This window comes from Paenibacillus sp. FSL L8-0663 (assembly GCF_038008125.1).
Lineage (GTDB): Bacteria > Bacillota > Bacilli > Paenibacillales > Paenibacillaceae > Paenibacillus > Paenibacillus polymyxa_D.
In genome coordinates this window covers 1036691-1063653 of sequence record NZ_JBBOYM010000001.1, presented here as the reverse complement: position 1 = coordinate 1063653, position 26963 = coordinate 1036691, and the positions used below count along the sequence as shown (strand labels likewise).

17 protein-coding genes are annotated in these 26963 nt (G+C 46.5%); 2 read left to right on the top strand and 15 right to left on the bottom strand.

The genetic code is table 11. The annotated features are described in order from the left end of the window. Nucleotides 1-44: 44 nt before the first annotated feature. The 5 genes from MKY75_RS04695 to MKY75_RS04675 all read right to left on the bottom strand — a co-directional run bounded on the left by MKY75_RS04695 (nucleotide 45) and on the right by MKY75_RS04675 (nucleotide 7962). Nucleotides 45-3257 (bottom strand): AAA family ATPase, encoded by a 3213-nt coding sequence (locus tag MKY75_RS04695; RefSeq protein ID WP_340884487.1) that lies wholly within the window; start codon nucleotides 3255-3257, stop codon nucleotides 45-47. Then, complete coding sequence (locus MKY75_RS04690; RefSeq protein ID WP_340884485.1) at nucleotides 3254-3967, bottom strand: hypothetical protein; 714 nt, start codon at nucleotides 3965-3967, stop codon at nucleotides 3254-3256. The genes MKY75_RS04695 and MKY75_RS04690 overlap by 4 nt, the downstream gene beginning before the upstream one ends. After that, on the bottom strand, nucleotides 3921-5330 hold the full coding sequence (locus tag MKY75_RS04685) for a hypothetical protein (RefSeq protein WP_340884483.1): 1410 nt from the start codon (nucleotides 5328-5330) through the stop codon (nucleotides 3921-3923). The genes MKY75_RS04690 and MKY75_RS04685 overlap by 47 nt, the downstream gene beginning before the upstream one ends. Further along, nucleotides 5306-6496, bottom strand: a complete 1191-nt coding sequence (locus tag MKY75_RS04680) for a Toprim sub domain-containing protein (RefSeq protein ID WP_340884481.1) — start codon at nucleotides 6494-6496, stop codon at nucleotides 5306-5308. The genes MKY75_RS04685 and MKY75_RS04680 overlap by 25 nt, the downstream gene beginning before the upstream one ends. 434 nt (nucleotides 6497-6930) lie before the next feature. Then, nucleotides 6931-7962, bottom strand: coding sequence for a WXG100 family type VII secretion target (locus MKY75_RS04675; RefSeq protein ID WP_318628265.1), 1032 nt, complete (start codon nucleotides 7960-7962; stop codon nucleotides 6931-6933). A gap of 199 nt (nucleotides 7963-8161) precedes the next feature. On the opposite strand from MKY75_RS04675, the gene MKY75_RS04670 reads away from it, so the two are divergent. Both MKY75_RS04670 and MKY75_RS04665 read left to right on the top strand, forming a co-directional pair. Then, nucleotides 8162-8944 (top strand): Cof-type HAD-IIB family hydrolase, encoded by a 783-nt coding sequence (locus tag MKY75_RS04670; RefSeq protein WP_029517570.1) that lies wholly within the window; start codon nucleotides 8162-8164, stop codon nucleotides 8942-8944. 89 nt (nucleotides 8945-9033) lie between these two features. Then, nucleotides 9034-9822, top strand: a complete 789-nt coding sequence (locus tag MKY75_RS04665; RefSeq protein WP_029517571.1) for a formate/nitrite transporter family protein — start codon at nucleotides 9034-9036, stop codon at nucleotides 9820-9822. Nucleotides 9823-9908: 86 nt separating this feature from the next. Here MKY75_RS04665 and MKY75_RS04660 read toward each other — a convergent pair whose 3' ends face one another. The 10 genes from MKY75_RS04660 to MKY75_RS04615 all read right to left on the bottom strand — a co-directional run bounded on the left by MKY75_RS04660 (nucleotide 9909) and on the right by MKY75_RS04615 (nucleotide 26639). Further along, on the bottom strand, nucleotides 9909-10154 hold the full coding sequence (locus MKY75_RS04660) for an HPr family phosphocarrier protein (protein WP_023987189.1): 246 nt from the start codon (nucleotides 10152-10154) through the stop codon (nucleotides 9909-9911). A 90-nt stretch (nucleotides 10155-10244) separates the two neighbouring features. Continuing rightward, on the bottom strand, nucleotides 10245-11114 hold the full coding sequence (locus MKY75_RS04655; protein WP_340884480.1) for a DL-endopeptidase inhibitor IseA family protein: 870 nt from the start codon (nucleotides 11112-11114) through the stop codon (nucleotides 10245-10247). 111 nt (nucleotides 11115-11225) lie between these two features. Next, a complete protein-coding gene (locus MKY75_RS04650) occupies nucleotides 11226-11459 on the bottom strand; it encodes a hypothetical protein (RefSeq protein ID WP_039272563.1) in 234 nt (77 codons plus the stop codon). 175 nt (nucleotides 11460-11634) lie between these two features. Next, nucleotides 11635-13500 carry a rhamnogalacturonan lyase gene (locus MKY75_RS04645; protein ID WP_445671523.1) on the bottom strand — a complete coding sequence of 622 codons (1866 nt, stop codon included), beginning with the start codon at nucleotides 13498-13500 and terminating at the stop codon, nucleotides 11635-11637. 157 nt (nucleotides 13501-13657) lie between these two features. Next, the gene (locus MKY75_RS04640) at nucleotides 13658-14215 is read right to left on the bottom strand and encodes a DUF1273 domain-containing protein (protein WP_069012927.1); all 558 of its coding nucleotides are present in this window, start codon (nucleotides 14213-14215) and stop codon (nucleotides 13658-13660) included. Between the two features lie 212 nt (nucleotides 14216-14427). Next, a complete protein-coding gene (locus MKY75_RS04635; RefSeq protein WP_307353907.1) occupies nucleotides 14428-14769 on the bottom strand; it encodes an iron-sulfur cluster biosynthesis family protein in 342 nt (113 codons plus the stop codon). Nucleotides 14770-15024: 255 nt separating this feature from the next. Beyond that, nucleotides 15025-19077 carry an S-layer homology domain-containing protein gene (locus MKY75_RS04630; protein ID WP_340884478.1) on the bottom strand — a complete coding sequence of 1351 codons (4053 nt, stop codon included), beginning with the start codon at nucleotides 19075-19077 and terminating at the stop codon, nucleotides 15025-15027. Beyond that, nucleotides 19074-22010, bottom strand: a complete 2937-nt coding sequence (locus MKY75_RS04625) for an S-layer homology domain-containing protein (RefSeq protein ID WP_340884476.1) — start codon at nucleotides 22008-22010, stop codon at nucleotides 19074-19076. The genes MKY75_RS04630 and MKY75_RS04625 overlap by 4 nt, the downstream gene beginning before the upstream one ends. A gap of 195 nt (nucleotides 22011-22205) precedes the next feature. Next, a complete protein-coding gene (locus MKY75_RS04620; RefSeq protein ID WP_340884475.1) occupies nucleotides 22206-23732 on the bottom strand; it encodes a glycoside hydrolase family 30 protein in 1527 nt (508 codons plus the stop codon). 177 nt (nucleotides 23733-23909) lie between these two features. Continuing rightward, on the bottom strand, nucleotides 23910-26639 hold the full coding sequence (locus MKY75_RS04615) for a glycoside hydrolase family 3 C-terminal domain-containing protein (protein WP_340884472.1): 2730 nt from the start codon (nucleotides 26637-26639) through the stop codon (nucleotides 23910-23912). Between the last annotated feature and the right edge of the window lie 324 nt (nucleotides 26640-26963).

Sequence of the window (26963 nt, the reverse complement as noted above, 5' to 3'; positions counted from 1 at the left end):
CCGCAACCGCCATATTTGTTATTTATAAGAGACACGGTCACCAATCACATACTTTTCTTAATACGAATTACCTCGCTCTTGGGAACGGAGGAGTCATGGTATACAACGAATGACTTATCAAAATGCTGCAAGTAATCAGCATTTTGCGATTTTGGCGAAAGGATAATCATTTTGCGTGTCAGTTCCTGCTCATACAATTCAAACACCCTTGCCTTGCGGCTCTCATCCAGAGCGCTGTCAAATTCATCCAAAACAATATAACCTGGATTGGTTTCTATGGTTTTTAACAAAGCCAGAGCAAACAACAGTGAACTAAGTGATTCTTCTCCGCCAGACACACCTTTACCTACTTTATTTCCTCGTCCCTTGAGGCTAACCTCCTCCAAAGGACCTCGATGTCCCTGCTTCCTAGCTCTTACGTTTAAGAAATACTTAAGCTCCCCATGTTTGCCCTCTTGATGGTGCCATGTAACTTCTCCATCAAAACCGAATAAATCCATATAATTAATGAATTTCTGATTGACGCGATGTACCTCGTTTTTAACAGTATTAAATAGCTTATCCTCCAACTCCTTAAGCTGCTCCTCCAGTTGTTCCATAAGCAACCTTGCATTTTGTACATCCTGAGTGCCTCTTTCAAATGCTTCTCGGGTACTTTCATAATTTTCAATGGAAAATTCATTAACCCTCTCATCACAAGCAAGCTGGAGTCGAGTACGAGCTTGCTCAAGCTCGGCTTGCAATGCGGGCTCTGTTCTCAATATCATATCTTCCGTTTCTATTTTTTCTTGCTCTATTTCATGCCATAAAAAATCCAGCTTTTCATGCCACTTTTCTACATCCAGATTGATTTCAGCCTGCTGTCTCTGGAAAACATCACGTTTTTCAATGTTTTTTTCCTTTTGCCGATTCATCTGTTCAATGCTTCCTTCTGTATCTAGCATTTGACTCTTCTTATCCCGTAATCTGCGTTTAGTGCTCTCAATCTGGGTATCAAGATCTTGCAGACGTTTGTTCAAATCCTTAAGTGTTGATATAAACTCTTCTTTCTGCCCCCGTAATTCTTCTAATTCTTTATCTAACTGTTGGAGACGCTCAATCTGTTCCCGTTCATGCTCATATCGTTCATACACGTCTGCATATTCTTGAAGTCGATCACAATCCTGATACAGCTTGGCAAAAGTTTCATTCAGACTCTTGATCTCCGCTTCCACTACAGTCCGTCGCTCTTTCGCCACTCCGCTCTCCTCGTTGGATTGTTCCAACTGCTTTATTCGCAGCTCCCGGTCGGCACTGTCAGCTAAAAAGGTTTCAGCCTGCTGTACTTGCAGTTGGACAGAACGAAACACCCCTAACCGTTCCTGAACCTTATCCCAAGCGGCAATACAGCTGTCATAATTCTGCTGTGCTGCTCTGATTTCTTCTTGAACCTTACGTTTGCGAATGAGAACGCCTTTCGTATGAAGCAGCGACTGCTTTTCTTCCTGCGGACCTCTCCGTACATATGGCTCACGCAATATTCCATTCTCTATTCGGGTCCAGTGTACTCCTTGCTCCAGCTCATACAACCACCACATCGCTCGTTGTGCAGCTGCATACATCTCATCATTCAGACCTTCCTTAACCTGAATATGCAACTTCTCCAGACGCTTTAGGGAACGTTCAGGAACAACCAAAGGTAGCTCAACATGGATCAGATCATTAGGTGGGGTAAAGGATTTACTGTCTACAAAAATACTGTACTTCACCGCTTCCAATTGAAATTCCTGTTCCAACGGTGCCTGCTCATTCATTTCTAGTAATTGCTGCATTGTGTACACTTGGATACCAAGCTGTCTGAACATGCGAACGGATTCTTCTTGTCGTTTAGACATGAATTTATTTGTGTTTAAAGAAGATTCCTCCTGCTTCAGATTCTCCAGCTTTCGCGATAGTTGCCTGGACTCATCTTGTAATACCAAATGCCTTGCGTCCAACTCTTCAATTTGCCTTTGCACATGAGAGCTTTCACCAAATTTCTGAAGTATTTCACGTGATCGTTCTTCTTCCTCCCGATCCTGCTCGGTCAGAGCCGATAATTTTCCTATCTCCCTTAACAACTTGTCTATTCTCGCCTGTAGCTCAAGGTCCTCAATATTTGCTACGCCTCGCTTTTCTTCCGTTTCTTTCATTCTCTTTTGAGCATCAGCTAACAGTATATTTACTTCTTCAGCTGAATACTTAATCCCCCTCATCTCTTCGGCCAGGCCTTTCAAAAGATTGGTAAGATTTTTATGTTCTTGATCTCGCTCTTTTATGTCTGTCTCTACTTTTATGAGCTGTAACTCTACAGTTTGCAACCTTAATTCAAGATCCTGTTTTTGCGATTGACGATCTGTCTGTGTTTCCTGCAGCCGTTCTATATCCGCAAGTAACGTCACCTTTTTCTCCAGATGTTCTGCCTCATCAAACTCCAACTGCTCAATTTGGCCCTCTAGTAACTTCTGCTCACGTTGATACATGTCCTGGAGCTTCGCAGATGTTCGCACAAAAATTTGCAAGTTATCGAGCCTGCTCCGGTTGCGGTTCAACAATTTATCCCGCTCTTTTTGCCATCTTTCCAACTCAAAATTATGTTGAATCTGATTACGTTCCGCTTCCTCACGGGTTTTCATTCCATCCAGTAGCTGTTCCTTGGCTCCTTCCCAGGTACGCTGCATCTTGTCAATTTGCGTCATTTCACCAAAGATGCGAAACCGTTCCTCTGGTCTCATCGTTGCAAATTGATTCACGTCCTGTTGATACCAGATCAGATAAAATGCATCGGGATCAACTACATATTTATGCTGCAATTGAAAACGATACTCTTTAAAATTGTTCACACTGTCTCCGGAGGTAAAACGAGTCTCCTTGTCCCATACTCCATTTTGTTCACCTTCACGAATCCAATATTGTCGTTTAAGCGGCTCGAAAGGCTTTTGTTCCACTTGTAATGTGAACTGGATATATGGAGCTGCATCAATCGGATTTGGACTTATATTAGCGAACACAAGCTGAATTTGAGCGTTCCAAACCTGATGCTGCTCAATATTTTTGGAACGAAGACCCTCCAACTCTACTTTAACGGAGTTAAGTACGGCACCCATACAAAATGTCAACGTCGACTTACCTGACCCATTGGGTCCTGTGATAAGAATATGCTCCATGTCCCCGCTCAGATCCAAACGTGTTGGCGGGTAATCGCGTATGCCGGAAATACTTATTTCCCAAGGAATCATCGTGCTTCTCCGCCCCCAAAATTATATCTTTTAAAAAATTTTAGCACTTCATCCATATGCAACTGTTGAGATTGACTAAACTCTGTAAAGCGCTTTAAGTAAGCATTGCCAAACATTCGGCTGCCGATGGCTGTAAGCTCATAGGCTTCCTCATCTGTATCACTGTTAAAAAGTGTAATAGCTCCAATTTTGAGTAATGGTTCAAGATTGGATTTCATTTTTCTACGAATATCTAATGTCTCATGACCGAACGTTTCGACCAATTGTTTGAATAAGGTAAATTCATTTTGCAGAACATCCTGATGATAAAAAATAAACATGAGTAGTGACAGGCTTTCAGCAGATAACATTTCCTTTGCTTGCTGTGCAGGAACGCGCATGAGCACAATGGTCTGATCCTTCCGCTCATCGTACACAAGTTGAAAATATCGGGCAACCGATTGGTTAACACGCACGATAAATTGTTGAAAAGCCTCTAATTCTTCTGGCTTAAGCTTAAGCAAACGCATAACTTCCCGTCTAGAAAGACCAAAATTGTCTTTGCGTACCGTAGCCGAAGAGGAAAACATAATTTGCATAAATGCGTGTTCTTCTTCCGGTTTTAGCACAGCCGTCAAGGACGCCATTGCGGATAAAGATTGATAATTATCAACATAGTTATCATCATTCGTTTCGGGTTGTTCGAACAACATATCGTCGGTCTGATTCATCAATCCATTCCCACTCCTTTTCTCTAACCGACTCTTCCGAATCCAACTCTGCTGCCTCAGAAGATTCTCTAAATATTTCAGCTTGCCGATTGGACACGACAGCCGATATCGCCAACAGTGCATTGATTGCATCTGTCCACTGTTCTGATCCAGCCTCTAATATGAGGGGCTCAATCCCCATTTGCTTGTGCAAAGAGAGAACGCGCTCCACATCCTCTGTGCGGATCATTGTCTTGGTCAACTGCCAAGCCGCATTCTCCATATGATCATTCAGTTCATGCTCTGTCCATTCTTTTGCATCCGTAAACTCCTCTATGATATCCGACTCTATCGGGTCTATAGAAGGCTTATAATTTTCCAAATATTCAATTGCAGATGTGATCTGCCGTTCCGGTATAGGGGAAGCAAACTTCACAGGAATCCATAATCCGTCCAGACGTTCCCCCTCATCCCGATCCTGTTCCATAAAGCTCAATATTTCCGTACCGTTCGGTTGTGTAGAATCCGGTTTTTTATGAAAGGAGTCTATCACATACTGCTTAAAAGCCATCGAATCAATTTGTATACCAATTTCTGTTTCTCGAATATGGGCAAATTTTAATATTTTTTGCAGTGTAGACAAGCTAATTTGCGTACCTTGCAGCATAACGAATGTTCCTTTTTTGAATAAACGATCCCATTTAAGTCCCTCTTCAAATGTCTTCATTTTATCCATTCGTTCATTAAGTCGCTTGTCCAATTGTCCCATTAATTCCACAATAATTTGCACCTGCGGGAGAGCATGTCTGTCTGACAAAAATTCAAGCTGACGCTCCTGAAGCTTGTCAACGGCTTCTTCCACATTCCGAACCATACTGGCTAATCGATTTCCGCCTGATATCCCCTTATCGTCATAAGCTTCGCTCAGATCCGCATCACGCGCAGCCTGAAATAACGATCTGGCAATCTCATCTCTCATGTAAAAAGCAAGGGAATCGTTCGCAAGTCGGATAAGCACATCCATCAATCGCTTACCAACATCCATCATTAAAATTCGACGTTTTCCCCGCATAATCCAATTATATTTTTCCAGTACATTCAACAACCTGTCTACAGATACAGGCGGTTCTGTTCCATAACGATTGCGATAACGATAATAAAGAGCACTGGCATTTTCAAGCGGTTGTTCCAGGCCCAAGGCCTCCTCGTGAATCAGATTAAGCAGTTGGAGCATATGTAGCACTTTTAGCGGTTCCTCAAAATATTCCCGCAGCTCATTCAACACACCTGACAGCTTAATCACATCCCGGAGTGATTCCCTGACAAGAGGTGTATCAGCATTCTCATCAAATATTGAAACTAACCGTTGATCCATGTTTTCCATAGTTCTACTCCTCCAAGGAATTCCTCCTGTTCCATGAGCCTGCCCTCAAGCAGAACCTGTTGTATAGCCTGTTGATATTGCTCCCACGTGCTATAAGCGCCCACTTGCCTGTTCATTGGCTCAGAAAGTAGCCATTTTACTTGCAGTCGCTGAAAAGGCTGTAACAGCTCCCTTACATGAGCAGCTATCACTCCACCAGACTGATCTGTATCACACCAGACAAGTACCTGGGTAACGGTCGGTGAATTGCCCATAACGTCCTGAATCAACTTGCGATGACCACTTCTGATCTGACCATCCAATCCAATAACGAGGCTTCCACTGGAGCGAAGAAAAAGAGAATCTGCACACAGCCGAGTGAGCAACGCTCTGTTTTCAACAAGCCAGATGACCCGGCATGGAGTGCTAAACTCCATTTCAAACACCGTCAGATCTGTGGTGGCGTGCATAAAACCTGTCGGGTAGTAAAGTCCTGAACTTCCAGCCAGTTCACCAGCAAACAGGATTGGCGTAACTGCTCCCAGACTAACTAAGCCAATAAAGTGCAAAGGCATGCCCAAGTCTTCCTCCAACTTGCCCAGGAAGTCTTTTTTGTCCATATCAAAAGCTTTAGAGCCCCCGATTTGACCATAATAAGCAGCTCCAATCTGCTTCCAGTCAAATTGCTCATGCTCCATTCGCACAGTAGCAACAGCCAGCACAAAATGAACATACTTGCTAAGGCGGCTTTCTCTCCATTGCACTTCTAATGCAGCGCTAACTGGCTGGAATGCTTGTTCTCTATAGCTGTCCATAAGGGCAGCGCGTAATTTTTCTATATATGCATATAGCTTGTTCAACGCTACATCCTGATATTTGTCCATACTTCGAACATCTGGTAACTGGTTTAGCAGTGTTTCCGTCTGGCTAATCCAGCCTGTCAATCGCTTAAGCATTTCCTCCTGTTCCGCTCTATAATTTTTCCTCTGCATACTGTAAAGTAAATATCCCATCACATAAAAAATTCTCTTCATTGTCTTGCCATCTTTTAAATATTCAGTCTTCCGATAAATCAGTCCTTTTTCAACCCAATCGCTAAGTCGCTCCTGGGTTATGTCCATCTCAAGGCTATAAAGCTGCTTTTCCGTCTTCTTCACAAGAGTACTGTGAAAAATCGTTAGCAACATACGAGAATCTTCACCCGTTAGGATCAAATTCTCTCGTGGACAAGAGCCTCTTATATTACCTATTTTTTTATAAATCCTGGTGGAATATTTCATAATTTCTATATCAAAAGAGTTACCTGTAAAAAGATTATTTTGCAGTTCTTCTCCTTTTTTAACATAGTTCCCTTCTATGAATGACAACACTTCCAAATGCTGTATCTTCGATTCGTTCACTTTAATCTCCCGTTCATGGCTACATTTTTCAACCATTGTATCACATAGCACCAAAGCTAGATGATGTTCTATCAACTAAACTCGAATTCATTAAACCCTAATTTAAAGGGTTCGCTTATCCTTCCAACATAAAAAGCACCGTTCAAATCGCATAATACGAAATGAACGGTGCATCCGTAAACCCCAAACTATAAATTCCAAACTTTGGATTACACACTTCTTCAGTTATAATCTTCCCAATAGCGATACTCCATTTCATTCTCACCTTTGGTGACGATGATCATGTTCTCAATATGTCCAGTTTCTTTATTCGTTCGGTAGATCATGGTACGGGTTTCGCCCTCATCGGGTACAGAGAAAAGTACTTTGTCACTGAGCATGCCGCCACCAATGCCGACGACGTGTTCCCCCCAGCCGGAGGCTGCGCCAGTACCGATGCCCGAACTTCCCCCACTAACACCAGCCCCGCGCGACAAAATAAGACCTATTCCATATCCGGTGACGGTCTGGGCCGTTTTACCTAGAGCATGCTCTCCGGCTGATTGGGTATGCTTTTGGACCCAGTAATCGTATTTATCCGTATTTTGCTCATAACTCACAACATTCCCTTTTTTATCTATAGATATATCCGTTTTGCTTCCGTCTTTACCTGTCAGTTCAGTGACGGCGACAAGGGAATCGGATGTGATCTTGGAGGTCTCTCCTGTATTGTAATCTGTACGGGTAACGGAGTCCTCATATTGCAGCTGCAGGACATTCATCTGGTCGTGAATTTTCTGCATAACCTGCTTGTCGCCGATGGCCTCGGCGTTTTTCAGTAGTTCCTCATATTGATGATATTTAACCGCGTCTGCCTGCTCCCATTCGTCTATGTTTTTGGGCTGCTTGGCAATTTCACCACCATGATCTCCAGCCTCTCCACTGCCTGCCAGCGCTGCGCTAGCGCTCATTGCCGCAGCTAGGGCTGTCCAGAAGCCACGTGTGCTTTCACCATCCGCATTTCTAAATTTCGAAGCGATGCTTTTCAGCTCAATTTCAATGGATTGAACCTTATTTAATATAGAAGATAGTGTATATTTAGCCGTTCGATAGTCATTATAAAAACGATTCCTCTCCATACCATCCCACTGGCTGTGAAGGTGGTTCATTGTGCTATCCAGGCCATTTAACTGGTTATACAGTGTGCCGTGGGCATTGGCAAATTGGGAGGCCACGCTGTCCAGCTGCTCCGGTGTGACTTGGATTTTTGTCATGGTGATCACATCCCATCTATGAAAATAGGAGATAGAAATTATATTTTACAGTAAGCCTTATTTCATATTGTAAGCTATAGAGGTCGGACATTCATGAGGATTTATACGTATTTGTGTATTCAGAAGCAGTTCCTTTGATATAATGAATCCATATGAGTTCATTTCGACAAATACATTATTGAAAGTCAGGTGTAAGGACATGTCAGACAAAAAAATTATCTTTTTCGATATCGACGGTACATTGCTGGACGATGACAAGAAAATGCCGTTAACGGCAGAAAAGGCCGTCTTTGCTTTGAAAGAGCTGGGACATGAGGTGGCCATTGCAACAGGCCGTGCACCTTTTATGTTCAAAGATATCCGCGAGCAGTTGGAAATTGACTCCTACGTCAGCTTTAATGGGCAATATGTCGTGCTCCGCGGGGAAGTGGTCGCTACCAATCCGTTGAACAGAGAAGCCTTGCAAACGATGACCGATCTGGCCCTCACACATAATCATGCCCTTGTATATATGGATCATATGGACATGAAGGCCAATATTCCTAACGATGAGCTTGTAGAGAAATCGGTCCAAACGCTTAAGGCCAAGATTTCAGTTGGATACGATCCGCTCTATTTCCAAGGAAGAGATATTTATCAGACGCTGTTGATGTGTACAGCAGAAGAAGAGCCTTTCTATGAAACGGTATTCAAGGCGTTTGACTTTGTGCGCTGGCATCCGAGTTCTGTGGACGTTGTTCCTCATGCTGGCTCCAAAGCGAAGGGTATTCGCGAAATTACGTCCAGACTGGGCATTGCCGCTGAAAATCAATACGCCTTTGGCGATGGCTTAAATGATGTGGAGATGCTGACAGCTATACATAACAGCGTCGCGATGGGCAACGGCTGTGATGAAGCCAAAGCCGCAGCTAAAATGGTCACAAAACGCGCAGATGAAGACGGTATTTTGTACGGACTGCAAAAGCTTGGTTTGTTAAGCTAACAGAATTGCTGATAGACTGGACATGTTTCGGGAAAAATAAAGTCTGTTTAAAGACTTACATATGAGAAAATAGGAGGTTGTCCTTAAATATGGAGACGGAAGGCTTACGCAATGTCGAACAGCTAGCCATGAAGAAGTACAAAATTTACAAGCAGAGCCTACTCCGGTATTTGGCACGTTCCATGCTGGCGAGTATGTTCATCGGGTTCGGCGTTATTGTAGCCTTCAAGACGGGCAACTTTTTTTACATGGAGCATTCTCCATTCACTTATCCCATGGCGGCGCTCACATTCGGAGCGGCTATCATTCTGATCGCTTACGGCGGCGGGGATTTGTTTACAGGTAACACCTTCTATTACACTTATGCTGCGCTCCGTAAAAAGCTACGCTGGGGACAGGTGCTTCGATTATGGGCTGCCAGCTATGGCGGTAATTTGCTGGGTGCGGGGGTATTTGCACTCCTTATTTACTTGACCGGTCTGTTTGACTCCTCCAGCGTGAACAGCTTTCTACTGAGCGTGGTTGAGCATAAAATGGAAGCGCCTGCAATGCAGCTATTCTTCCGAGCTATTTTGTGTAATTGGCTGGTCTGTCTTGCCTTTTTTGTTCCCATGTTTATGAAGGAAAATGGTGCAAAGATGTTTGCCATGATGCTGTTTGTGTTCTGCTTTTTCATTTCGGGATATGAGCATAGTGTGGCTAATATGTGTACTTTCGCCATTGCGCTCGTGCTGGACCATCCGGGTACAGTTTCTGTCGCTGGCGTGATCCATAATCTCGTTCCGGTTACGCTCGGAAATCTGGTTGGCGGCGTGCTGCTTATGGGGGTTATGTACTATTCGGTGAATCTCCCGTTTTTGGACGAGAAAGAACACTAAAAAAAGAAGCCGTGGGACTTAGGTTCCACGGCTTCTTTGCGTTATTTTAGTAATAGATCATCCAGTGTTTACAAGTTTCTTGCCTTTTATCCTTCTTGAGCAGGAAAATGGATAAACTCCTCCAACTCCTTGAACAGCTTCTTGGGATTAACATTGTCAGGTACAACCAGAGTTAGCGGCTCATCCAGCTTCAGCACGTACATGCCTAAAATGGATTTGGCATCTGCCATGCCGCTTTTGCCATGAATCCAGATGTCATACGTATAATTGGATACGATTTGATTGATTTTTTCAATATCCTTAACGTCTTTTACCTTGATGGGTGTCATCATTGCACAGCACTCCCCTGCATTGAATTGAGGCTTACGAAACAAGCCTTAACATCACTTTACCCCATATGAAGCCTGTTGCAAAATCTTAATTTAGAAAATGACATGCGGCGCAGAGCTGATTTTCCAGTAGCTGCCGACCTTTTCAAAATTCACGGTGATTTTCTCATTCGCCTGCTTGGTTTCTGCCGGATAAGGCACGGTCAGCAGGTAGCTGCGCTTCACCGGAGTCATGGTTACCATTTTCGCCGTAGCCCGGTTGAACTCTAACAAATTGCCACCATCTGCGTTCAACTGAGCTAATCTGCCATTAACTTCGACGAAAAATTTACCGACAAATTGCTCACTCGCCTGCTTTGTGTAGGCCTGCGTCAGATAGCTGATCAATTTGGTCTTTGTACCGATGTCCTCGGACAGATAGCGGTAGCTTTTACCGTTCAACTGGAACGACTTACCCACCGGGCTGCCACCACTGATTGCATATTGATAACGAGACTGCGCCTCCAACACAAGCGGAACCGCACTCTCGTGGTTCAGCTTGTCCAGTTGCGTCGGTTTCACGTTGGTAGCCGCTGCTGCTGGCGCTGAAGTGGACGGCTGTTGCGGCTTAGACGGCTTCACAGTCGAAGGTACGATCGGAGCAGCCGCGGGTGCTACCGATGTAGATGGACGCTGTGCTGGTGCAGACGGAGCTACTGGTGTAGCGGCTTTGGCAGAACCTGCGGCTGCAGCCGGGGGCGAGCTTGCTGGAGCCGACGGCGCTTGCGCCGGGGCTGGAGTCGTAGCCGGTGCAGACGCTGCTGGTGCTGGCACCTGATCCGGGGCGGATGCGGCCGGACTGGCAACGCTCGGTTGCGTCGCTTCCGCTGGAGCGGTCACAGCGGGCGCGGCAGCGGCGGCCTGTGCCACGCTCATAAGTGTGGCCGCAATGCATAGTGCGGATAGCTTCGTATTTAATTTCATACTTATATACACCTCCATAATCATATGTCTGCATAAACTGCAGACATTTCTATTATAAGAATTTCGCTTCTCGATTGGGTTGCTAAATTGTTTCTATTTGCCTTTTTTTGTTCATTCTGCACGAAGTTTGTCCGTATTTGCCGGGGACGGTTGTTCTGACTGTTTCACTTGCTTTGCCTCCATCTCTTCCAAAGATAGCGATAGTTGCTTAACAGATCGGTCCAGCTCCTCTAATCTGCGACTCAAAGTGACGAGGATGTATTTTAACAGAATCAGACTTAATGCAGCAGGGAATCCGACATTAGTTACGAGCTCAATCATGCCTTCAGTCGTTAAAGAACTCACAGATTCCGCCTCCTTTTTCATACATATATTCCATTGATAAGAACTAATGTTCCCATTTTTATGAAAATCATACGTTATCTTGCGGGCTATCATAACAAAAAGAGCTCCAATTCGCTTGGAGCCCTCTCTGTTTTTGTTCATTCTATTTGTTTTCAAACCACTGTCTAACGACATATCAAGGAGTATATATATTCGGCTGCTGGGGCTTGGACATCCCTTCTCCCAGATAAAACCCGGTGTGCGGCGGCTGATTATAAGCTACGTTTTGCCAGGCAACACTCAAGCGATACACTGGATCATGCATAAGCGTGTAAAATCGATGTTCTGACTCGTATGGTGTTGTGTAGATACGCAGCGCTGAATTATCACTTTTACGCCAAATGACTTCCTCACGCCAGTCACCGAACAGATCGGCCTGCAAGGACGGCGTTCCTTTGGTTCCGTTATTGGAACTCGTTCCTGTTGCCGTAAGCAAGTTGGAAGTAGTCGAGTTCGTGTAGTTCCACTTGTCTATCTTTCCAGCGCTTGATGAGGTATGATCCAGCAGTTCACGGAGGAGATCCCCATCCCACCAGATGCCAAAATTAATGGAAGACGGTAGCGTGTTGGTGATGAGCTGTCCCTTGGCTGAACGCAACCCAATACCCGGTGCCCACTGCTCGTTCCCTTTGGTCCGCGGGTCAATGTCTGCTGACATGCCTCTTCCGGTATCCTTGCCTGTATTTACGCCCCATAAAATATTTCCATTACGCGGATCGTACATGGCAGCTCCGTAGGTGGCATTTTTGTCCTCGTTCACCTTGAACACTTCATAGCCCGAACGGTCGGGGTCTAGATCGCCAACATGAAGTGCATCACCATGTCCCATCCCGGTGTTAACCAGCTTCGCTCCGTTATCGTCTACAACCAGCGAGCCATACACAATCTCATCCTTATCATCTCCATCCACATCCGCTACACTCAAGCTGTGGTTCCCCTGTCCAGCCGTTCCGGCATTGGTGGAGCTGTTGCTGTCAAAGGTCCAGCGTCGGCTCAGGTTACCATTCCGCCAATCATATGCGACCAGAACGGTGCGAGTGTAATACCCACGTGCCATCACTATGCTGGGTCTCACGCCATCCAGATAAGCAACCCCGGCGAGAAAACGATCTACACGGTTACCATAATTATCCCCCCAGCTCGATACCGTTCCGCGTGGTGGCACATAGTCAATGGTACTAAGAGCCTTGCCTGTATTTCCTGAGAACACGGTCAGAAACTCGGGTCCGTTCAAAATATATCCACTCGTGTTTCGATGATCAGCCGAAGCGTCCCCAATCTTTACACCTGTACCATCTACCGTGCCGTCTGCTGTTTTACATACGATCTCTGCTTTGCCGTCTCCATCAAAATCATAGACGAGAAATTGCGTGTAGTGGGCTCCAGCCCGTATGTTCCGTCCCAGGTCGATCCGCCATTTGCGCGTTCCATCCAGTTCGTAGCCATCCAAAAATACATTTCCCGTATAACCGGATTGCGAATTATCCTTGGCATTGGAAGGGTCCCATTTTAACACAATCTCATACTCGCCATCCCCATCGAGATCCCCTACGCTGGCATCATTGGCATGGTACGTGTAGTTCACATTATCTGGAGTTGTGCCTCCTGCGGGCTGCTGGATCGGAACATCCAGATAGTTGTTGTTCCATACCTTCACCGCAGGAGAAGCGGCCTGCTCTGCTCCATTGACCACGGCACGAACAGTATACGAAGATGAGGTCGAACCTGCCTTGTCCAAAAAGTTGGTTCTCGATGGTATCGGCGCATCATTCACCTTGCTTGTCCCTCTGTACAAATTAAAGCCGACCGAATCCGCTTCCGTGCCCAGCAAGCGCCAGCTCACCAGTACACCCTCAGGCACCTTAACAGCGACGGCTCCCCGGTTCAGCTTTTCCATTTGTCTCGTAGAGGCAGCAGAGACCTGGCTATCCATCGGGGTAACCACTCCACACAACATGACACCGAGACAGAGCAACGCAGTATACCGAAACCTTTTGTTCATCTGAATCATTAGCTCCTTTCATAGTTTGTATTTTCAATAAATTTATTTTATGTGACTGATAAGTTATTGTTGTTTAAATTCTATGACAGCGCTTACGTCAATGTAAAGGGACGAATACGTCCTTTTTGTTCAAAAATCCGGGCTAATGCTTTAAAAATCAGAGGTCCATGAATAATCGTTCTTCATCCGCAATGCTCTGGATATCCTCCGAGCTGATGCTAATATACTGATAGCCCTCTGCCTGTTGTTTTTTCAATGCAAGTTCCTTCATAAAACGTGGGCTGCCCTCTCCGGCATCCTCATCGTAAACAAGCAATAAACCGTCTGTTTTGCGGAAAAGAAGTTCATCCCGTGCCCTAAGTTGCCATATCCCCTGATAAGGCTGGCGGCTGACTACTCCTACATAGTCAACTTCGGCACAAATCTGCTGAAAATATTCCTTTTTGTCCTCCTTCCATTTTTCGTCCATATTTTGATAAGCCATCATAATAGAGCATTTGAGGTGGGGATATTGCTGTTTTAGTGCAGTAACGACCTCACAGGCCCACAAGTCCACCCCATATTGGCCTGGGGTAATCACCCATTCCAGCCCTTCTTCAATCAGGGGAATAAGCCTGCCTGCAATCGCCTTTTTAATATATGGAATGCCTTCGTGCTTCTGACTGAAAATATTCAGCTCATGGGCACGATAGCCCGAAACGAGCAAGTTTTTCATCTTCTCAACGTCCTTCTCCGATTATCATAAAGGTTATTGTACCACTTCAGAGCAGGCCACTAAACACTTCATTTTTTGGTGGAACGATTGGAATATAACACAAAAAAAACGAACCTCTGCCATATAGGCTAAACAAGGTTCGTCTTTTGGAAACTTGGTGTAAATCAGAATTGCTTTTTTGGTGCTTAATGAATTCCTATTACCTCCGCGTATCACTCCTCGGACGAGTTCACGCGCCGATCTTGAATTCTAACATTGCTACTAAATATACCGGCATCACTACTTAGCTTGAACGACGGGTAACTAGGGTCTGCCTCAAGCCGCATTCTGCTATCGAACTGCTGCTCCTGCTGCTGATCTACCCAAAAAGAATAAGGCTCAGACTGTACTGCTTTATCAGTTGCATTGGGCGCGGTGACAACCAAAATGACGAGTACGCCATTGCACCCACAATCCTCGGTGTCATAAAACAGCTTGAACATTCCCGGTCGTCCTGAAAGGGCCATTTCTAGCCTTTCAACGGATAAGGAATCCAATTCCAAATGTATGCTCATGAGATGAATCCTCTCCTTTGTGAGTAAAGTGTGTGGAACCGTCAGCCCCAAAAAGACTAAATTTAAACTATATGTACATTATAGTCATGTTTTTGTATATGTCTATGTGACTGCACTCACTGCTATAAATGATCTCTTTTATCATTACCTCTTTGTACATAAAAAGGTGTAACCCTCCATAGTTGATGGGTTACACCTTTTTAAGAATTCATGACCTGTCTTCAAAAAACAGGCGATCGCAGACAAACATACCTTTTATGGTGTATGAATGCCGACAAATTGAAAGGTCCCTTTCGGGAACGCATTCCACTCATCTGGCTGATTATAGGCAGACGATCCATAGGATATTCCTGACTTGCGGACGAACGTTCCTCCTTGTGGAGTAAACTGTTCATGTGAATTTGGATTTCCTAATACATCCACCACTTGTCCTTGGTATTTTAAAACGTATGCAACAGTGTTAAATTCGTTCGGGTTGTAGAAATCGCCCTCATCATTGAAATACCAAGCATTCGTAATATCCATGAAATCATAGAAAATAGTGTCGATGATTATATAGGGCATGGCAGGATAAACCGGATTAATCGGTAGAGTGGTAACTTTCATTTGGTTTGTTTTCTTCATCCATTGATGAAACTCCAGTGAGTAACCGTCTGCCCGATGGGAAGGATCTCCATTCCCGTTATAATACAATTGCAAAACAATTCTTCCATCCCCGCCATCCACATATTGCGAGAAATATACAGCAGGCGCTTGCTGTGGTTCCTGTTGGACCTGAAATACGACAGCTCTTCCATCCGCTCCTACCACCCATACCAGTAAAGGTTCGGGGGAAAGGGGAATGGAGGTGCCTATGAGTTCTACAGGACCGATGAATGTCGATGATGGCGTTCCTCTATATACCAGGAATTTAGATTGTCCTGGGAAATAACTGGACAGATCCACGGTTCTATGCGGCAAGCCGTATTTAACCCCTATCGGAGTGATCCCCCCGGAAACCAGTTCGGCATTGCGTGTATTCAACGTGTATTGTACAGAACCTCCCCGACCATCCGTGGCTGTAATGGTAATAGCAGCAAGACCGCTACCTGTTCCAGAAGCCACCGTTAAGATACTGCCATTAATTGATGCACTCACCAACGTCGGATCACTGGAGCTGACCGTAAACTGAAGCACATCTCCATCCTCATCGCTGAACAGCTGCTGCAAATCATAATCTCTTTGCTGTGTAACTCCGGGAGTCAATACCTGCTCGTTTATAGCCGCTACGACTTGAGGAGCTTGATTTAGCTGAGGCATGCTGACGGTAACCGGGAACGTCGCTCCCTCTGTACGTCCGTACTGATCATACACACTGAGTGTTACACTCGTGGTCCCTACACTTACTGGGTTTAACTGTAGTTTCTGACCATTCATATGGGCCGTAGCAATTCCTGGATCATACGTGTCTGCTGTCACTGACAGGGATGCTAGATCCCAGTTCAATAGGAACGGTGAGAGATCCAGTTCTGATGCAGCATCTCCCAATTGAAGCAACTGCTCAGGGATCGCTGTAATAACCGCATTTTCCAATAGATGAACCTGTAGGTCTGCGCTAATCTCTCCGCCTCTATCGTCTTTAGCCGTGATGGTAATCACGGTATTGCCGCTAGTCAACCCATGAATAACAAGCTGATCATTTTGAACTGTAGCATCTGCCACGGCTGGATCAGACGAACTGATTTCATAACGAATCGGGTCATGGTCCGGGTCAGCAAAGATGGTGGACAGATCCACAGTTCCGTCAGCCTTGCCTAAAATCAGATGTACAGCGTCTGGTGCACGGGTTACTACCGGGCTACTGTTAGGTATGGGCAAAACCGTTACAATCAAGGTAACTGTATCTGTTCCACCCTTGCTGTCGTCTGCCGTCAAGGTAATACTTACACTCCCCGCTTGCAGCGACTGCAAAGAAAGCTGAGCTCTCATTATGGTAGTCTGCACGATGGAAGCATCCGAACTGATCGCTGTGAACACCAGTGGGTCGCCATCTGCATCCGTAAATATTGTTGAAAGATCCAGTGTCATATCCGGCTGGCCAAATGTGACGGTTAACGGCTGAGGGGCTTGTCCATACGGAGCATGGTTAGGAGCGCCCTGAACCGTTAGCTTGAAATCAATCTGCTTTTGGCCTGTGCTGCCATCCTCTCCTTGCTGTCCGTCATTGGCAGTGACATGAACGCTCGTACTGCCCGCTCGAAGCGGACTCAGACGCAATTCATCCTCCGCAAGCACCACCGACGCTACAGCAGGATCATCAACCGTAACCTGATACGTTAAGCTTGCATTTTCCGGGTCCTGAACATAATCATTCAAATGCAGTACCGAGTCCGATTGTCCCACAGTAAGGGCCTGATCTGGTATACCTGCAGATACTGGCTGGCCATTCACGGTGATTTTGAAGGTAGACGACACCCTTTTTCCCCGTCCATCATTAGCCGATACACTGATGGATGCTTTTCCGACACTGACTGGCGTAAGCTTTAATATATTGCCCGATACGGACGCCCGTACGATGCCGGATTGAAGAGAAGCTGCCGAAAAGGTCAAGGTATCCCCATCAGGATCGGTAAAGAATTGGCGTAAATCGTACAACTGTTCACCAGCGCCTTCTGTGATTACACGCTCTACTGAAGCATTTACGACTTCCGGTGAACGGTTAGCGCTGCTGGATGAACCAGATGAGCTTCCAGAAGATGAGGACGTACCTGTTACACTTGCCGCAGCTAGACCCGTAACAGCGTTGGAAGCTACTCCGGTACCCAGTGTGACCGCAGAAACCTGTACATTTCCACTCACATTTACCTTAGCTGCCGGGTTGCTGACTTGAATATTTTCAATACTGCCTGTCGTTTTCAATTCCAAAGCCCCCGTCCCTGTGACGGTCAGCTGTTGGATTGTACTATTACCTGTCATCTCGACGGACTGGCTGCCATTTACCTGAACGGTCTGAACCGTTCCCTGAAGATTGACTTTGTTCGCCCCTTCATTAACATTCAGCTGCGGCAAGGAAGCATTCGCGCTAACCTCAATGCTTGCGCTGGATTGGACGTTCATGATCGTCGCGCTTGCGGTACCACTAAGTACAACGTGAACTTCTGGCTTTGTGACATCCATTTGCGTCAACGTTGAGCTATCAAATACAACTGTATTGTTATCTCCGCCATTAATATGGGTCTGTCCCTGCACCTGTACATCCTGTGCATAAAAATCCTGCTGTACCCGGGCATCCACCGTTAACTGCTGTTCCACATTCAAGTGCAGTACGGATGTAAAATCACCAGCGATCACCAAATCTCCGTTTAGCGTGGAGCCGTGTCCGTTCAGCACAATGTTGCCACTGAACTCCGCTTCGCCGTCACGAGCCGAAGTCCCGCTGCTGCGAAGCTCCAACCAAGTCACCTTGTCCACCGTCCGGCCTGTGGCATGGAAACGAATGCCCGCGTTGCGCAGCGCGGTCTGATTATCCGCGTGAAAAATGCCGCGCAGCGGCTCTGCCACGTCATACGCGATGCCATTGATCCGTATCTGCTTGCCGTCCATTTCCTCGAGCTGCGAAGCACGCTCCTGTGGAAACAAAGCAGATACGAGTAGGCTGGCCGCATCTACGCGGCTTACCGAGTCTTTGGCGTGTAGATTTCCGCCAAATTCACTCATCAGCCCGTTATTCAGCGCCGCCCGAATCATCGGGGCCGCCCACGGGCTGGCGTCCTTCCACGCCGTCGGCAGCGTCTGTGCCGACGGCGAGTCGGTTGTGCTAGCGGGCGTGCCCGCAGACGTCCCCGTCCCAGCGGACCTGACCAACAGCGCGACCAGTTCCTGGGCGCTGATCAGGTCATTCGGACGGAAGCGTCCGTTGGCGTCGCCCTGCATCAGCCCGGCCTTACGGGCTGCCTCTATAGCCGGGCGCCCCCAACTATCGGCGGGCACGTCCGTGAAGGAGGCAGCGCCGTCCAGGTTGCCCGTCGGAAGCTGCAATGCTTTGACCAGCAGTGCGGCTAGCTCCTGACGTGTGAGCTTCTGCCCAGGTCGGAGCGTTCCGGCGGGGTCGCCTTGGATAATCCCGAGTTCACGGGCTTTTTGCAGTTGTTCCAATTGCTGTGTTGTAAGCTGCTGTACGTCCGTCCAGGTGGCAGTATTGTTCCCTGTCGGCCCATTGGCTACGGAAGCCGCATCTATCACGGTAGCTTGCTCTGCTCCGGCAGGAAGCGAGGGGCTCAGCAGCAGCAATGCAGCTGCCAGCTGAGCGGTTAACTTCTTATTTTTCATGGTGTCATTCTCTCCCTACCGATAAAGTCACCTAAATTAACAGGGGAGTTCGTCCCCTCAACATTCCATTCGCCAGCTTGATATGGATCTGTATTACCAATGACCGTACCACTGTTCCGTCCCAAGGCCTGCCCTTGACCAATAACTGCCATATCAATGAGCACGTTGTTGTAGTACAGCTTAAGCGTAACGGGTTCCGAATTGTTATGTTGTAACTGCAGGAAGGTATAATACCAATCTTCCGATCCGAACGAACTCAAATCATTCGCAATTACAAAGGTTTGCCCAGGCATAATGACATCTCCGTCATTGGCATTTATGATAATCGGGTCTGGTTGGTCGGATCGCTCAATCCAGATTTTATTTTTCTCCAACGGTCTGTTGGTCGGATTGTACAATTCAATCGCCTGGTCCAGATAATCCGGTTCGCCTTGCCACACGACTTCGGAAATGAACAAATCTCTTTTCTCAACAATCACTGGAATCGTAAAAGATGTCGTTTCACCACGATTATCATTTGCTGTCATCGTAAGGAACGTCACACCATTACGCAACGGTTGTATGAAAAGTGTATTCCCTTCTACCTGCCCCCCTGCCACCAATGGATCAGAAGACACCACAGTATAGGTCAACGTGTCGCCATCCTCATCAGAGAACATATCATTCAGCTGCAATATTTGCTGACCATCTCCCGGGTCCAAATATTGAGGTTCAGGCACACGGGTCACTACCGGACGATGATTTACGGGTTGAGGAGCTTCAACTTGGAGCATAAATGAAGTGAAAGAAACGCCCCCACGGCCATCATTCGCCGAAATCTCAATCATCGTAATACCAGCGTTATGCAGTGCTACAAATGAATCTTCTCCATTCTCCACCACACTGCCTACTTGGGGATTGGAGGAAGTGAGGGTATACGTCAAGGTGTCGCCATCCTGGTCCATAAATAACGAACCTGGATACAGCATCAGCTTGTCCTGTAACACATTAGTAACTACGATAGGTAAATGAGGCAAAGCCACAGGTATGTGATTCTCAGGCTGCGGATCAGGCAAAGGCGCATTCACCATAGCAGCAAACTGAAGCGAGGCTGTGCCTCCCTTGCCGTCATGGGCTGTTATCGTCATTAGACTAGTGCCGGCTTGAAGCGGCGTAAGTATAAGCTGATCGCCTGTAACTTCTCCTGTGGCCACTTCTGGCGAAGCCGATTCCACCGTGTAGGTCAGTGCATCGCCATCCTCGTCATTAAACAAGTCAGACAGACTAATCTGCTTGCCACCTTCATTTAAGAGCAAAGGAATGTCATTTAGGCTGTTGCTCGCGACAGGACTATGATTAATATCCTCCTCATAAGTAGAGCTGGTCACTGTATAGTTGAAAAACACGCTCGCTTTGCCGCCTTTTCCATCCTCTGCCGTAACAAATACCTGTGTGCTTCCTACTGATTTAGGTTTTAAAGTAAGCTGTTTATTTGCCACTTCTGCTTCTGCTACATATACATCCGAAGTGACCGCATGATACGACAACTCATCCTGATCGGCATCGTAAAACACATTTTTCAAATCCACCAGCGTATCTCCAGAACCCATAATGGCATATTGATCGGAAGGAACTATAGCTGAGACAGGTACATGATTAGGTGTTGGTATTGGTGTTGGCGTTGGATTCGTTGTAGAACTGCCACCGCCACCACCGGATGAACTTTTTTTAGTGCTTGTTGAGGATGTATCCGAAGATGCATCCAACGTGGTATCACGTATAATTTGAGTCTCTGTTCCCCGCTCCGCAAGACGGGTCTGTACAGTCTGTATCCCATTGGCGAGACGTACCTGTGTATCGGCAAAATTCAGTTTAAGCTGCTGCCATACACCACTTCCCTGGATCTGAATAGGCTCATGCGTATCTACGATCATTTCGTTTACGTCTGCATGAATCTCTACATTTTTGGCGCCCTGCATCAAGGTTACCTGAGGTAACGTAGCTCCTTGAATTCGCACAAAATCCGCTGCAATAGCTAACTTGCCTTTAAATTCTGACCCTTTGCTATATAAAGTCACCGGATGTTGGGCCGTACCACTTTGCACAATTTGAAGCGCCGACAGATCAGCTACGTTTCGGTTCGATGCCTGATAGGTCAGGGTAGCCCCTTGAAGCGCCGGCACATTGTCCGCTCCGAACAGTTGCTTCAATTGCTGGCCGATCAAATAGGGCTTTCCATCCATATAAGCGATATCCCCGTCGATACGAGAAAGGATTCCCGTCCGTTCACCCGATTGGAACACATTCACCAGAAAGGCTGCGATATCTTGACGTTTTACCTGTACTTTAGAGTCAAACCGATTATCCGGCGTATCCATTAACCCCAGTTTGAGAGCTGCTTCTACGTTGTTTTTGGCCCATGAACTCACCTGATCCCCATCAGAAATGTCTTGAACATCTCCGCCTTGAACATGGGTTCCTCCAATCGCTCTCACCAGAATTGCTGCCAATTCCTCACGGCTCACCGCAGCATTCGGGCGGAAAGCACCTGATTCATCTCCGGTCATTAGACCTGCCGCACGCACAGCTTCTATATAAGAAGCGGCCCAACTCCCCTGCGTATCCTTAAAAGTTACTGCTTGCTCCGTAGCGTCAAGCTTAAGTGCATTAGCCAGCAAAGCTGCCATTTCCTTGCGCGTTAACGGTTGATCTGGGCGGAAGGAACCATCTGGATAACCCGTGATTAGTCCTTGCTTCACAGCCTCCTGCACCGCCTGTAATGCCTGGGATGACATAGTGGATTGATCTGTAAAAGAGACTGTACTGGTTTTAGTCACAATCGCAGACGTCTCCCCTTTCGTTTCCGCATGAACAAGCTGGGGCCCCCATGCCATACCTGCCAGCAACGTCACCATCAGCACTTTTTGCCATTCTTTATTTGTTTCTTGATTCATCAGACTCTCCCCCGTAAACGGTTCATTCTTGTTATTAGTGAAAAGATCTTATCATCCGCCTCTGAACCAATTCTGAACAATATTAAAATTTTATTTTTTTCGCAGTCTGGATTTTGTAGCAAATGAAAAAAGAGCGCTCAGCCAGATGGGCTAAGCGCTCTAAAACTTCTATAAAACGTTGATGTACAGACCGTGTCAGAAAGCCGTAGGATTCCATTGAAAGGTAGCCGCGGACTTGGATGGAAGGGTAGATTTGAAAACCTTATTTCCCTGCCGAACCTTAAATGTCTTTGTGTTCTCTCCTGTATTGGCGGCAATCAGGACAAGCGTACCGTCCGGATTGCAGTAGGCGACCGTTTCGATACTTCCACTATAATGTGTAGAATCAATACGTACCGCACCTGGACGGACAAATTTGCTGGCGTGCCCAATCGCATAGTACTCCACATTTTTCGTAACTGCACCGCTTAACGGGTCGATGGTCACTACACCTCTACAGTTGGTGCACCCCCCATTGGTCGGCCCCCCGGACGGGTCAAGTGCGATATTCCAAAAGAGGACATTTTGCGACCAGTTTCGGGGTGCACCAATGATCAGCTTGGACATATCCCAGCTCAAATCATCTCCAAAGCCCGGACTCCACGCTCCCCCACTACATTCTGTCATATATACAGGCTTATCTGGAAAAGCATGATGCACATCTTTCATCGCCGTAGGTTCTCCTTTGTAGCAATGAAAGGCTGTTCCATGCGTATAGTTTCGAGCTTGTTCATCTCCTAACACGGTCTTGGCATATTCACTCCCTGTATCCCAGTTATGGTCAAAGGCAATAATCTGAGTAGATAAATGGTTTCGATTTAGGGTTGGGCCCAGATATTGTTTAATAAAATTCGCCTGTTCTGCTGCCCCCATACTCATGCTGGGATACTTGGACGTCGTGAATTCTGGCTCATTTTGAATGGAAATCGCCTGAATCGGAATCCCTTCGTTCGCATAAGCCTGTAGGTAACGAACAAAATAGTCAGCATAAGCCTGGTAGACGCGCGGATCGGTATAGTCCAAATACCAGCCGTTATAAATCTGCTCCCCATATTTCATCCAGGGTGGAGCTGTCCACGGGGTCCCCATAATCTTTAAATCCTGGTTTCTTCTCAAGATTTGCTTCAGCACGTCGATTACATCCCGATCCTTAGCGATGGAGAAATGATTCAGCTCATAGTCCTTGCCTGTTTCCACATCGTCATAGGTATAGCTGCCAGGCTGTCCCTGTTCATCTACGGAATAATCTGAGGCTCCAATGGTATGGCGAATATAACTCAGTTGAATGCCACCGGCTGTAAACAAATCATTTAGCAGCTGATCGCGCTGATTGGCAGACATGCCATGATTCATCAGGTAAGCGGACGAACCGGACACCGCTGCGCCAAACCCTTCCATCGTCTGGTAACGAATATCTGGCTTAATCTCAATCGTCAGTGTATCCGCATTCGCAGCCTTTTCTTTACTGCTATCCTTATCATTCTTATCCCAACGGATCGGGGCTTGTTGGGTTAGACGATTCGCCGGATCGGGTGTTGTTAGCCACATGTTGACATTATTTTCTGCTTTCGGCCCCGAAACATTCCGTATAGCCATACTGGCCAGGACCGCACAGATCAAAATGGCTACTACAGCTATAAGCAGCCAGATGTCAGTACGTCGTTGCTTTTGGAGTTTCTTCATCTAATATCCTCCTCTCCCCATCACTAGCCTGTCCCCACTCTCTCTACTATTTCAGCTTTCACTTGGGTTTCCCTTTGCATACCTGTTAGACGTTTACATACCGATAGCAAAAAGAGAGCCGGTGCTTGTGCCCGTGCTCTCTTGAATATAACCATTTTAAAACAAATGTAACGGGATTTACTTTTTTGCCTTTGCTGTAGAGGTAGCCGGAATCGTAACACTTCCTGTCAGTCGTAAATCCTGTGAGGAGCTACCCACATAAATGGGCACTTCCCCCGCCGGCATAACCCATGCTTTGGACTTTTCATCCCAATAAGAGAAAGCTTTCGGGTCGAGCTCAATGCGAACCTTCTTCTCTTGACCCGGCTTTAATTCTACCTTGGACCAGCCTGCCAGTTGACGGGATGGAGTCTCTACGTTTGTCGGAAGCTTACCGCTGTACACTTGTACAACCTCAGCTCCGGCTGTTTTGCCGGTGTTCTTCAATTTGAGCGAAACTTCGACGGAACTCATACGATCGGATTTTTTTCCACTCGCATGCTGTTTGGTTTTCAGATCGCTATATCCGAATGTCGTATAGGATAAACCGTGTCCAAAGGAGAACGCCGGTTGAATACCCGATTTCTCATACCCACGATAGCCTACAAAAATACCATCTGAATAGTCACCTATACCGTTCACACCCGGAAACTTCTCAGGTGAGGATACAGGTGTAGACTGCTCGTTAACTGGGAAGGTTACCGGCAACTTACCCGAAGGATTTACATCTCCAAATAAGACGCGCGCTATAGCATTCCCTTGCTCTTGTCCAGCAAACCATGCTTGTACGATGGAAGGGACTTTGTCCTGCCATGTATCCATTTGCACTGCTCTGCCGCTCATTTGTACGACAATGGTTTTCGGATTTACAGCCGCAACCGCACGGATCAGCCGATCCTGATTATTCGGGAGCTCCATATCGGAACGCTCAACATATCCCTCACTCTCATACGTGCGCGTAACAACAATCGCAACATCCGATTTTTTCGCCAATTTCACAGCGTTGTCAATCAGCTTATCTGACGTATCTGCCGGAGGTTCCCAGCCCAGACGAACCATACCACCGGAATCACGACCATTGGTCGGATAATCAGCGCGGTATTCAATACGTATCTTGTGCTTTTCACCCGCTTTAAGGGAGATGTTTTTCTTCGTAGTGCCCAGCTTTTCACCTTGATTGTCCACGAAAAGCTTATCGTCGAGATACAGCTTGCTTGATCCCAAACTGGTTAATGACAATGCATAGTCACCATCCTTGGGAGCTGCAATTGCCCCTGTCCAGCGTGCAGATATCAAGCCGTTCAGTGTCGTTGGTGTATTTGGAACTTTAGGGGACTTCGCATTGAAGCCCTGATAATTATAAAATCCAAGGTTCATATTGACTTGGTCATCATTGCGTACAAGAATCGGATTGCCTTCCATCTTGTTATTCTTCCAGTATTCGCCTCGAAGTCCCTGTTCGCCATCTCCATAAGTCGCATATCCAACACTGATATCCTCTTTCTCATCAGATGTAGTCAACAGTGAAGACGGAACAGCAGATGGCCCTGGCATAATGTCTCCTGCAGAGATCGGGTCTGTGCCCGGTGCATATTGGACGGTAACTCCTTTGCCGACACGATTGCGGATGCCCTCTAACGGACTCACGGTATACGTCGGATTCACCAGCGAACTGCCTCCGCCTGCCACAGTGCCGTTATCTGCATCGGGGCCAATCACAGCAATAGACTTGAGTTTATCTTTAGACAATGGCAATGCATTGTTTTTATTTTGAAGCAGTACCATACTTTCCTCAGCCAATTGACGGGCTGTCTTGCCATGGTCATGGGCATCAATTTGGTTATTTTGAGCCGGGTGATCAAATAAACCTTTGCTGAACATTTGCACCAGAATGCGCCCAGCCTTATCATCAATCGTTTTTTCACTTACCTTACCATTCTTGACAGCAGCCAGCAGCTGATCTCCCCATTTTCCATAAGGAGTCCCCGGTGTTTCCAGGTCCAAGCCACTATTTGCCGATTCGACTGTACTCAGGTTCGCGCCGTAATCACTCATCACGAAGCCCTTGAATTGCATTTCCTTTTTCAAGAGATCTGTCATGATGGTCTTGTTCTCACATGCCGATTCGCCATTGACCTTGTTAAAGGAGCACATAGCTCCGCCCAAGTCTGCCTTGGCAATAGCCTCCTGAAACGGACGTATGTAAATTTCATGCAGCGCACGGTCACTGACTTTGACATTTGTTGTGAAACGCTCTGTCTCCTGATTATTCATAAGGTAATGTTTGGCAGTCGCCAGAACAGGATGACTTTGTATACCTTTGACATAAGCGGTCGCCATTTGAGATTGCAGTAGCGGGTCCTCGCCCATAGATTCAAAGTTTCGCGATCCCCATGGAATACGGGCAATATCCATCCCGGGTCCAAGCACCACATTATGAGTTGTATTAAAAGCCTCGTCTCCGAGCAAATCCCCATACTGTTTGGCAGCTTGGGTATCCCACGTTGCAGCCAGCGCAATTGGAGCAGGCAACGCAGTCGATTGCTTGTCCTGCACATCCGGATTAGCGATACGTACACCTGCAGGTCCATCTGCCATCGTCAGCGCCGGAATGCCCAACCGCTCCATCGAATTATTATAGAATCCATAGTAATTGTTGACCTTGCCAGTTACCAAATCAATTTTTTCTTCCAGTGTCATTTCCTGTAGCAGCAGCGCTGTCCGTTTCTCAGCCGACAGGCTCGTGTTCATCCAAGGCCGATCTGTCCGGCTTCCTGCCGCTCCTGCAATATTCATAGGTCCGATCACGACAGCCGCGATCACTGTCATCATCACCATACGGAACAACCATGTTGATTTCACTTTCACGTTTGTAATTCCTCCTTGATGTTAGGTCATGAGGTGACTGCCTATTCAACGCTCATAGGCTTGCAAAGGCTCTCGATCCTGCGAGCTCCGACAAGAATCCAGAGCCACGGGATAAGCAAGCAAGTCAGCAAAAGCCGCATTGGCTCAAGTGACACGTTAACCACCCTACCGCACATTTTCGGAAATTTCATTGAAAGTTTTTGGAAATTAAATACTAGGACCTTCATTCTTTTTCATAAAAAGAGAGCGTTCACAATTCAGTTAACCGATGAATAAATTACACTTTTGTAACTTTTTAATGACGGTTTTTTAACTAATTTAAAT

Coding starts and splice junctions, on each gene's coding strand:
- MKY75_RS04635 (WP_307353907.1), bottom strand. CDS start 14,769: ATGAGCATACATTTGGAATTGGATTCCTTATCCGTTGAAAGGCTAGAA.
- MKY75_RS04630 (WP_340884478.1), bottom strand. CDS start 19,077: ATGAAAAATAAGAAGTTAACCGCTCAGCTGGCAGCTGCATTGCTGCTG.
- MKY75_RS04675 (WP_318628265.1), bottom strand. CDS start 7,962: ATGACAAAAATCCAAGTCACACCGGAGCAGCTGGACAGCGTGGCCTCC.
- MKY75_RS04625 (WP_340884476.1), bottom strand. CDS start 22,010: ATGAATCAAGAAACAAATAAAGAATGGCAAAAAGTGCTGATGGTGACG.
- MKY75_RS04645 (WP_445671523.1), bottom strand. CDS start 13,500: ATGAACAAAAGGTTTCGGTATACTGCGTTGCTCTGTCTCGGTGTCATG.
- MKY75_RS04620 (WP_340884475.1), bottom strand. CDS start 23,732: ATGAAGAAACTCCAAAAGCAACGACGTACTGACATCTGGCTGCTTATA.
- MKY75_RS04685 (WP_340884483.1), bottom strand. CDS start 5,330: ATGGAAAACATGGATCAACGGTTAGTTTCAATATTTGATGAGAATGCT.
- MKY75_RS04655 (WP_340884480.1), bottom strand. CDS start 11,114: ATGAAATTAAATACGAAGCTATCCGCACTATGCATTGCGGCCACACTT.
- MKY75_RS04640 (WP_069012927.1), bottom strand. CDS start 14,215: ATGAAAAACTTGCTCGTTTCGGGCTATCGTGCCCATGAGCTGAATATT.
- MKY75_RS04695 (WP_340884487.1), bottom strand. CDS start 3,257: ATGATTCCTTGGGAAATAAGTATTTCCGGCATACGCGATTACCCGCCA.
- MKY75_RS04665 (WP_029517571.1), top strand. CDS start 9,034: ATGGAGACGGAAGGCTTACGCAATGTCGAACAGCTAGCCATGAAGAAG.
- MKY75_RS04670 (WP_029517570.1), top strand. CDS start 8,162: ATGTCAGACAAAAAAATTATCTTTTTCGATATCGACGGTACATTGCTG.
- MKY75_RS04680 (WP_340884481.1), bottom strand. CDS start 6,496: ATGTTGCTAACGATTTTTCACAGTACTCTTGTGAAGAAGACGGAAAAG.
- MKY75_RS04660 (WP_023987189.1), bottom strand. CDS start 10,154: ATGATGACACCCATCAAGGTAAAAGACGTTAAGGATATTGAAAAAATC.
- MKY75_RS04690 (WP_340884485.1), bottom strand. CDS start 3,967: ATGAATCAGACCGACGATATGTTGTTCGAACAACCCGAAACGAATGAT.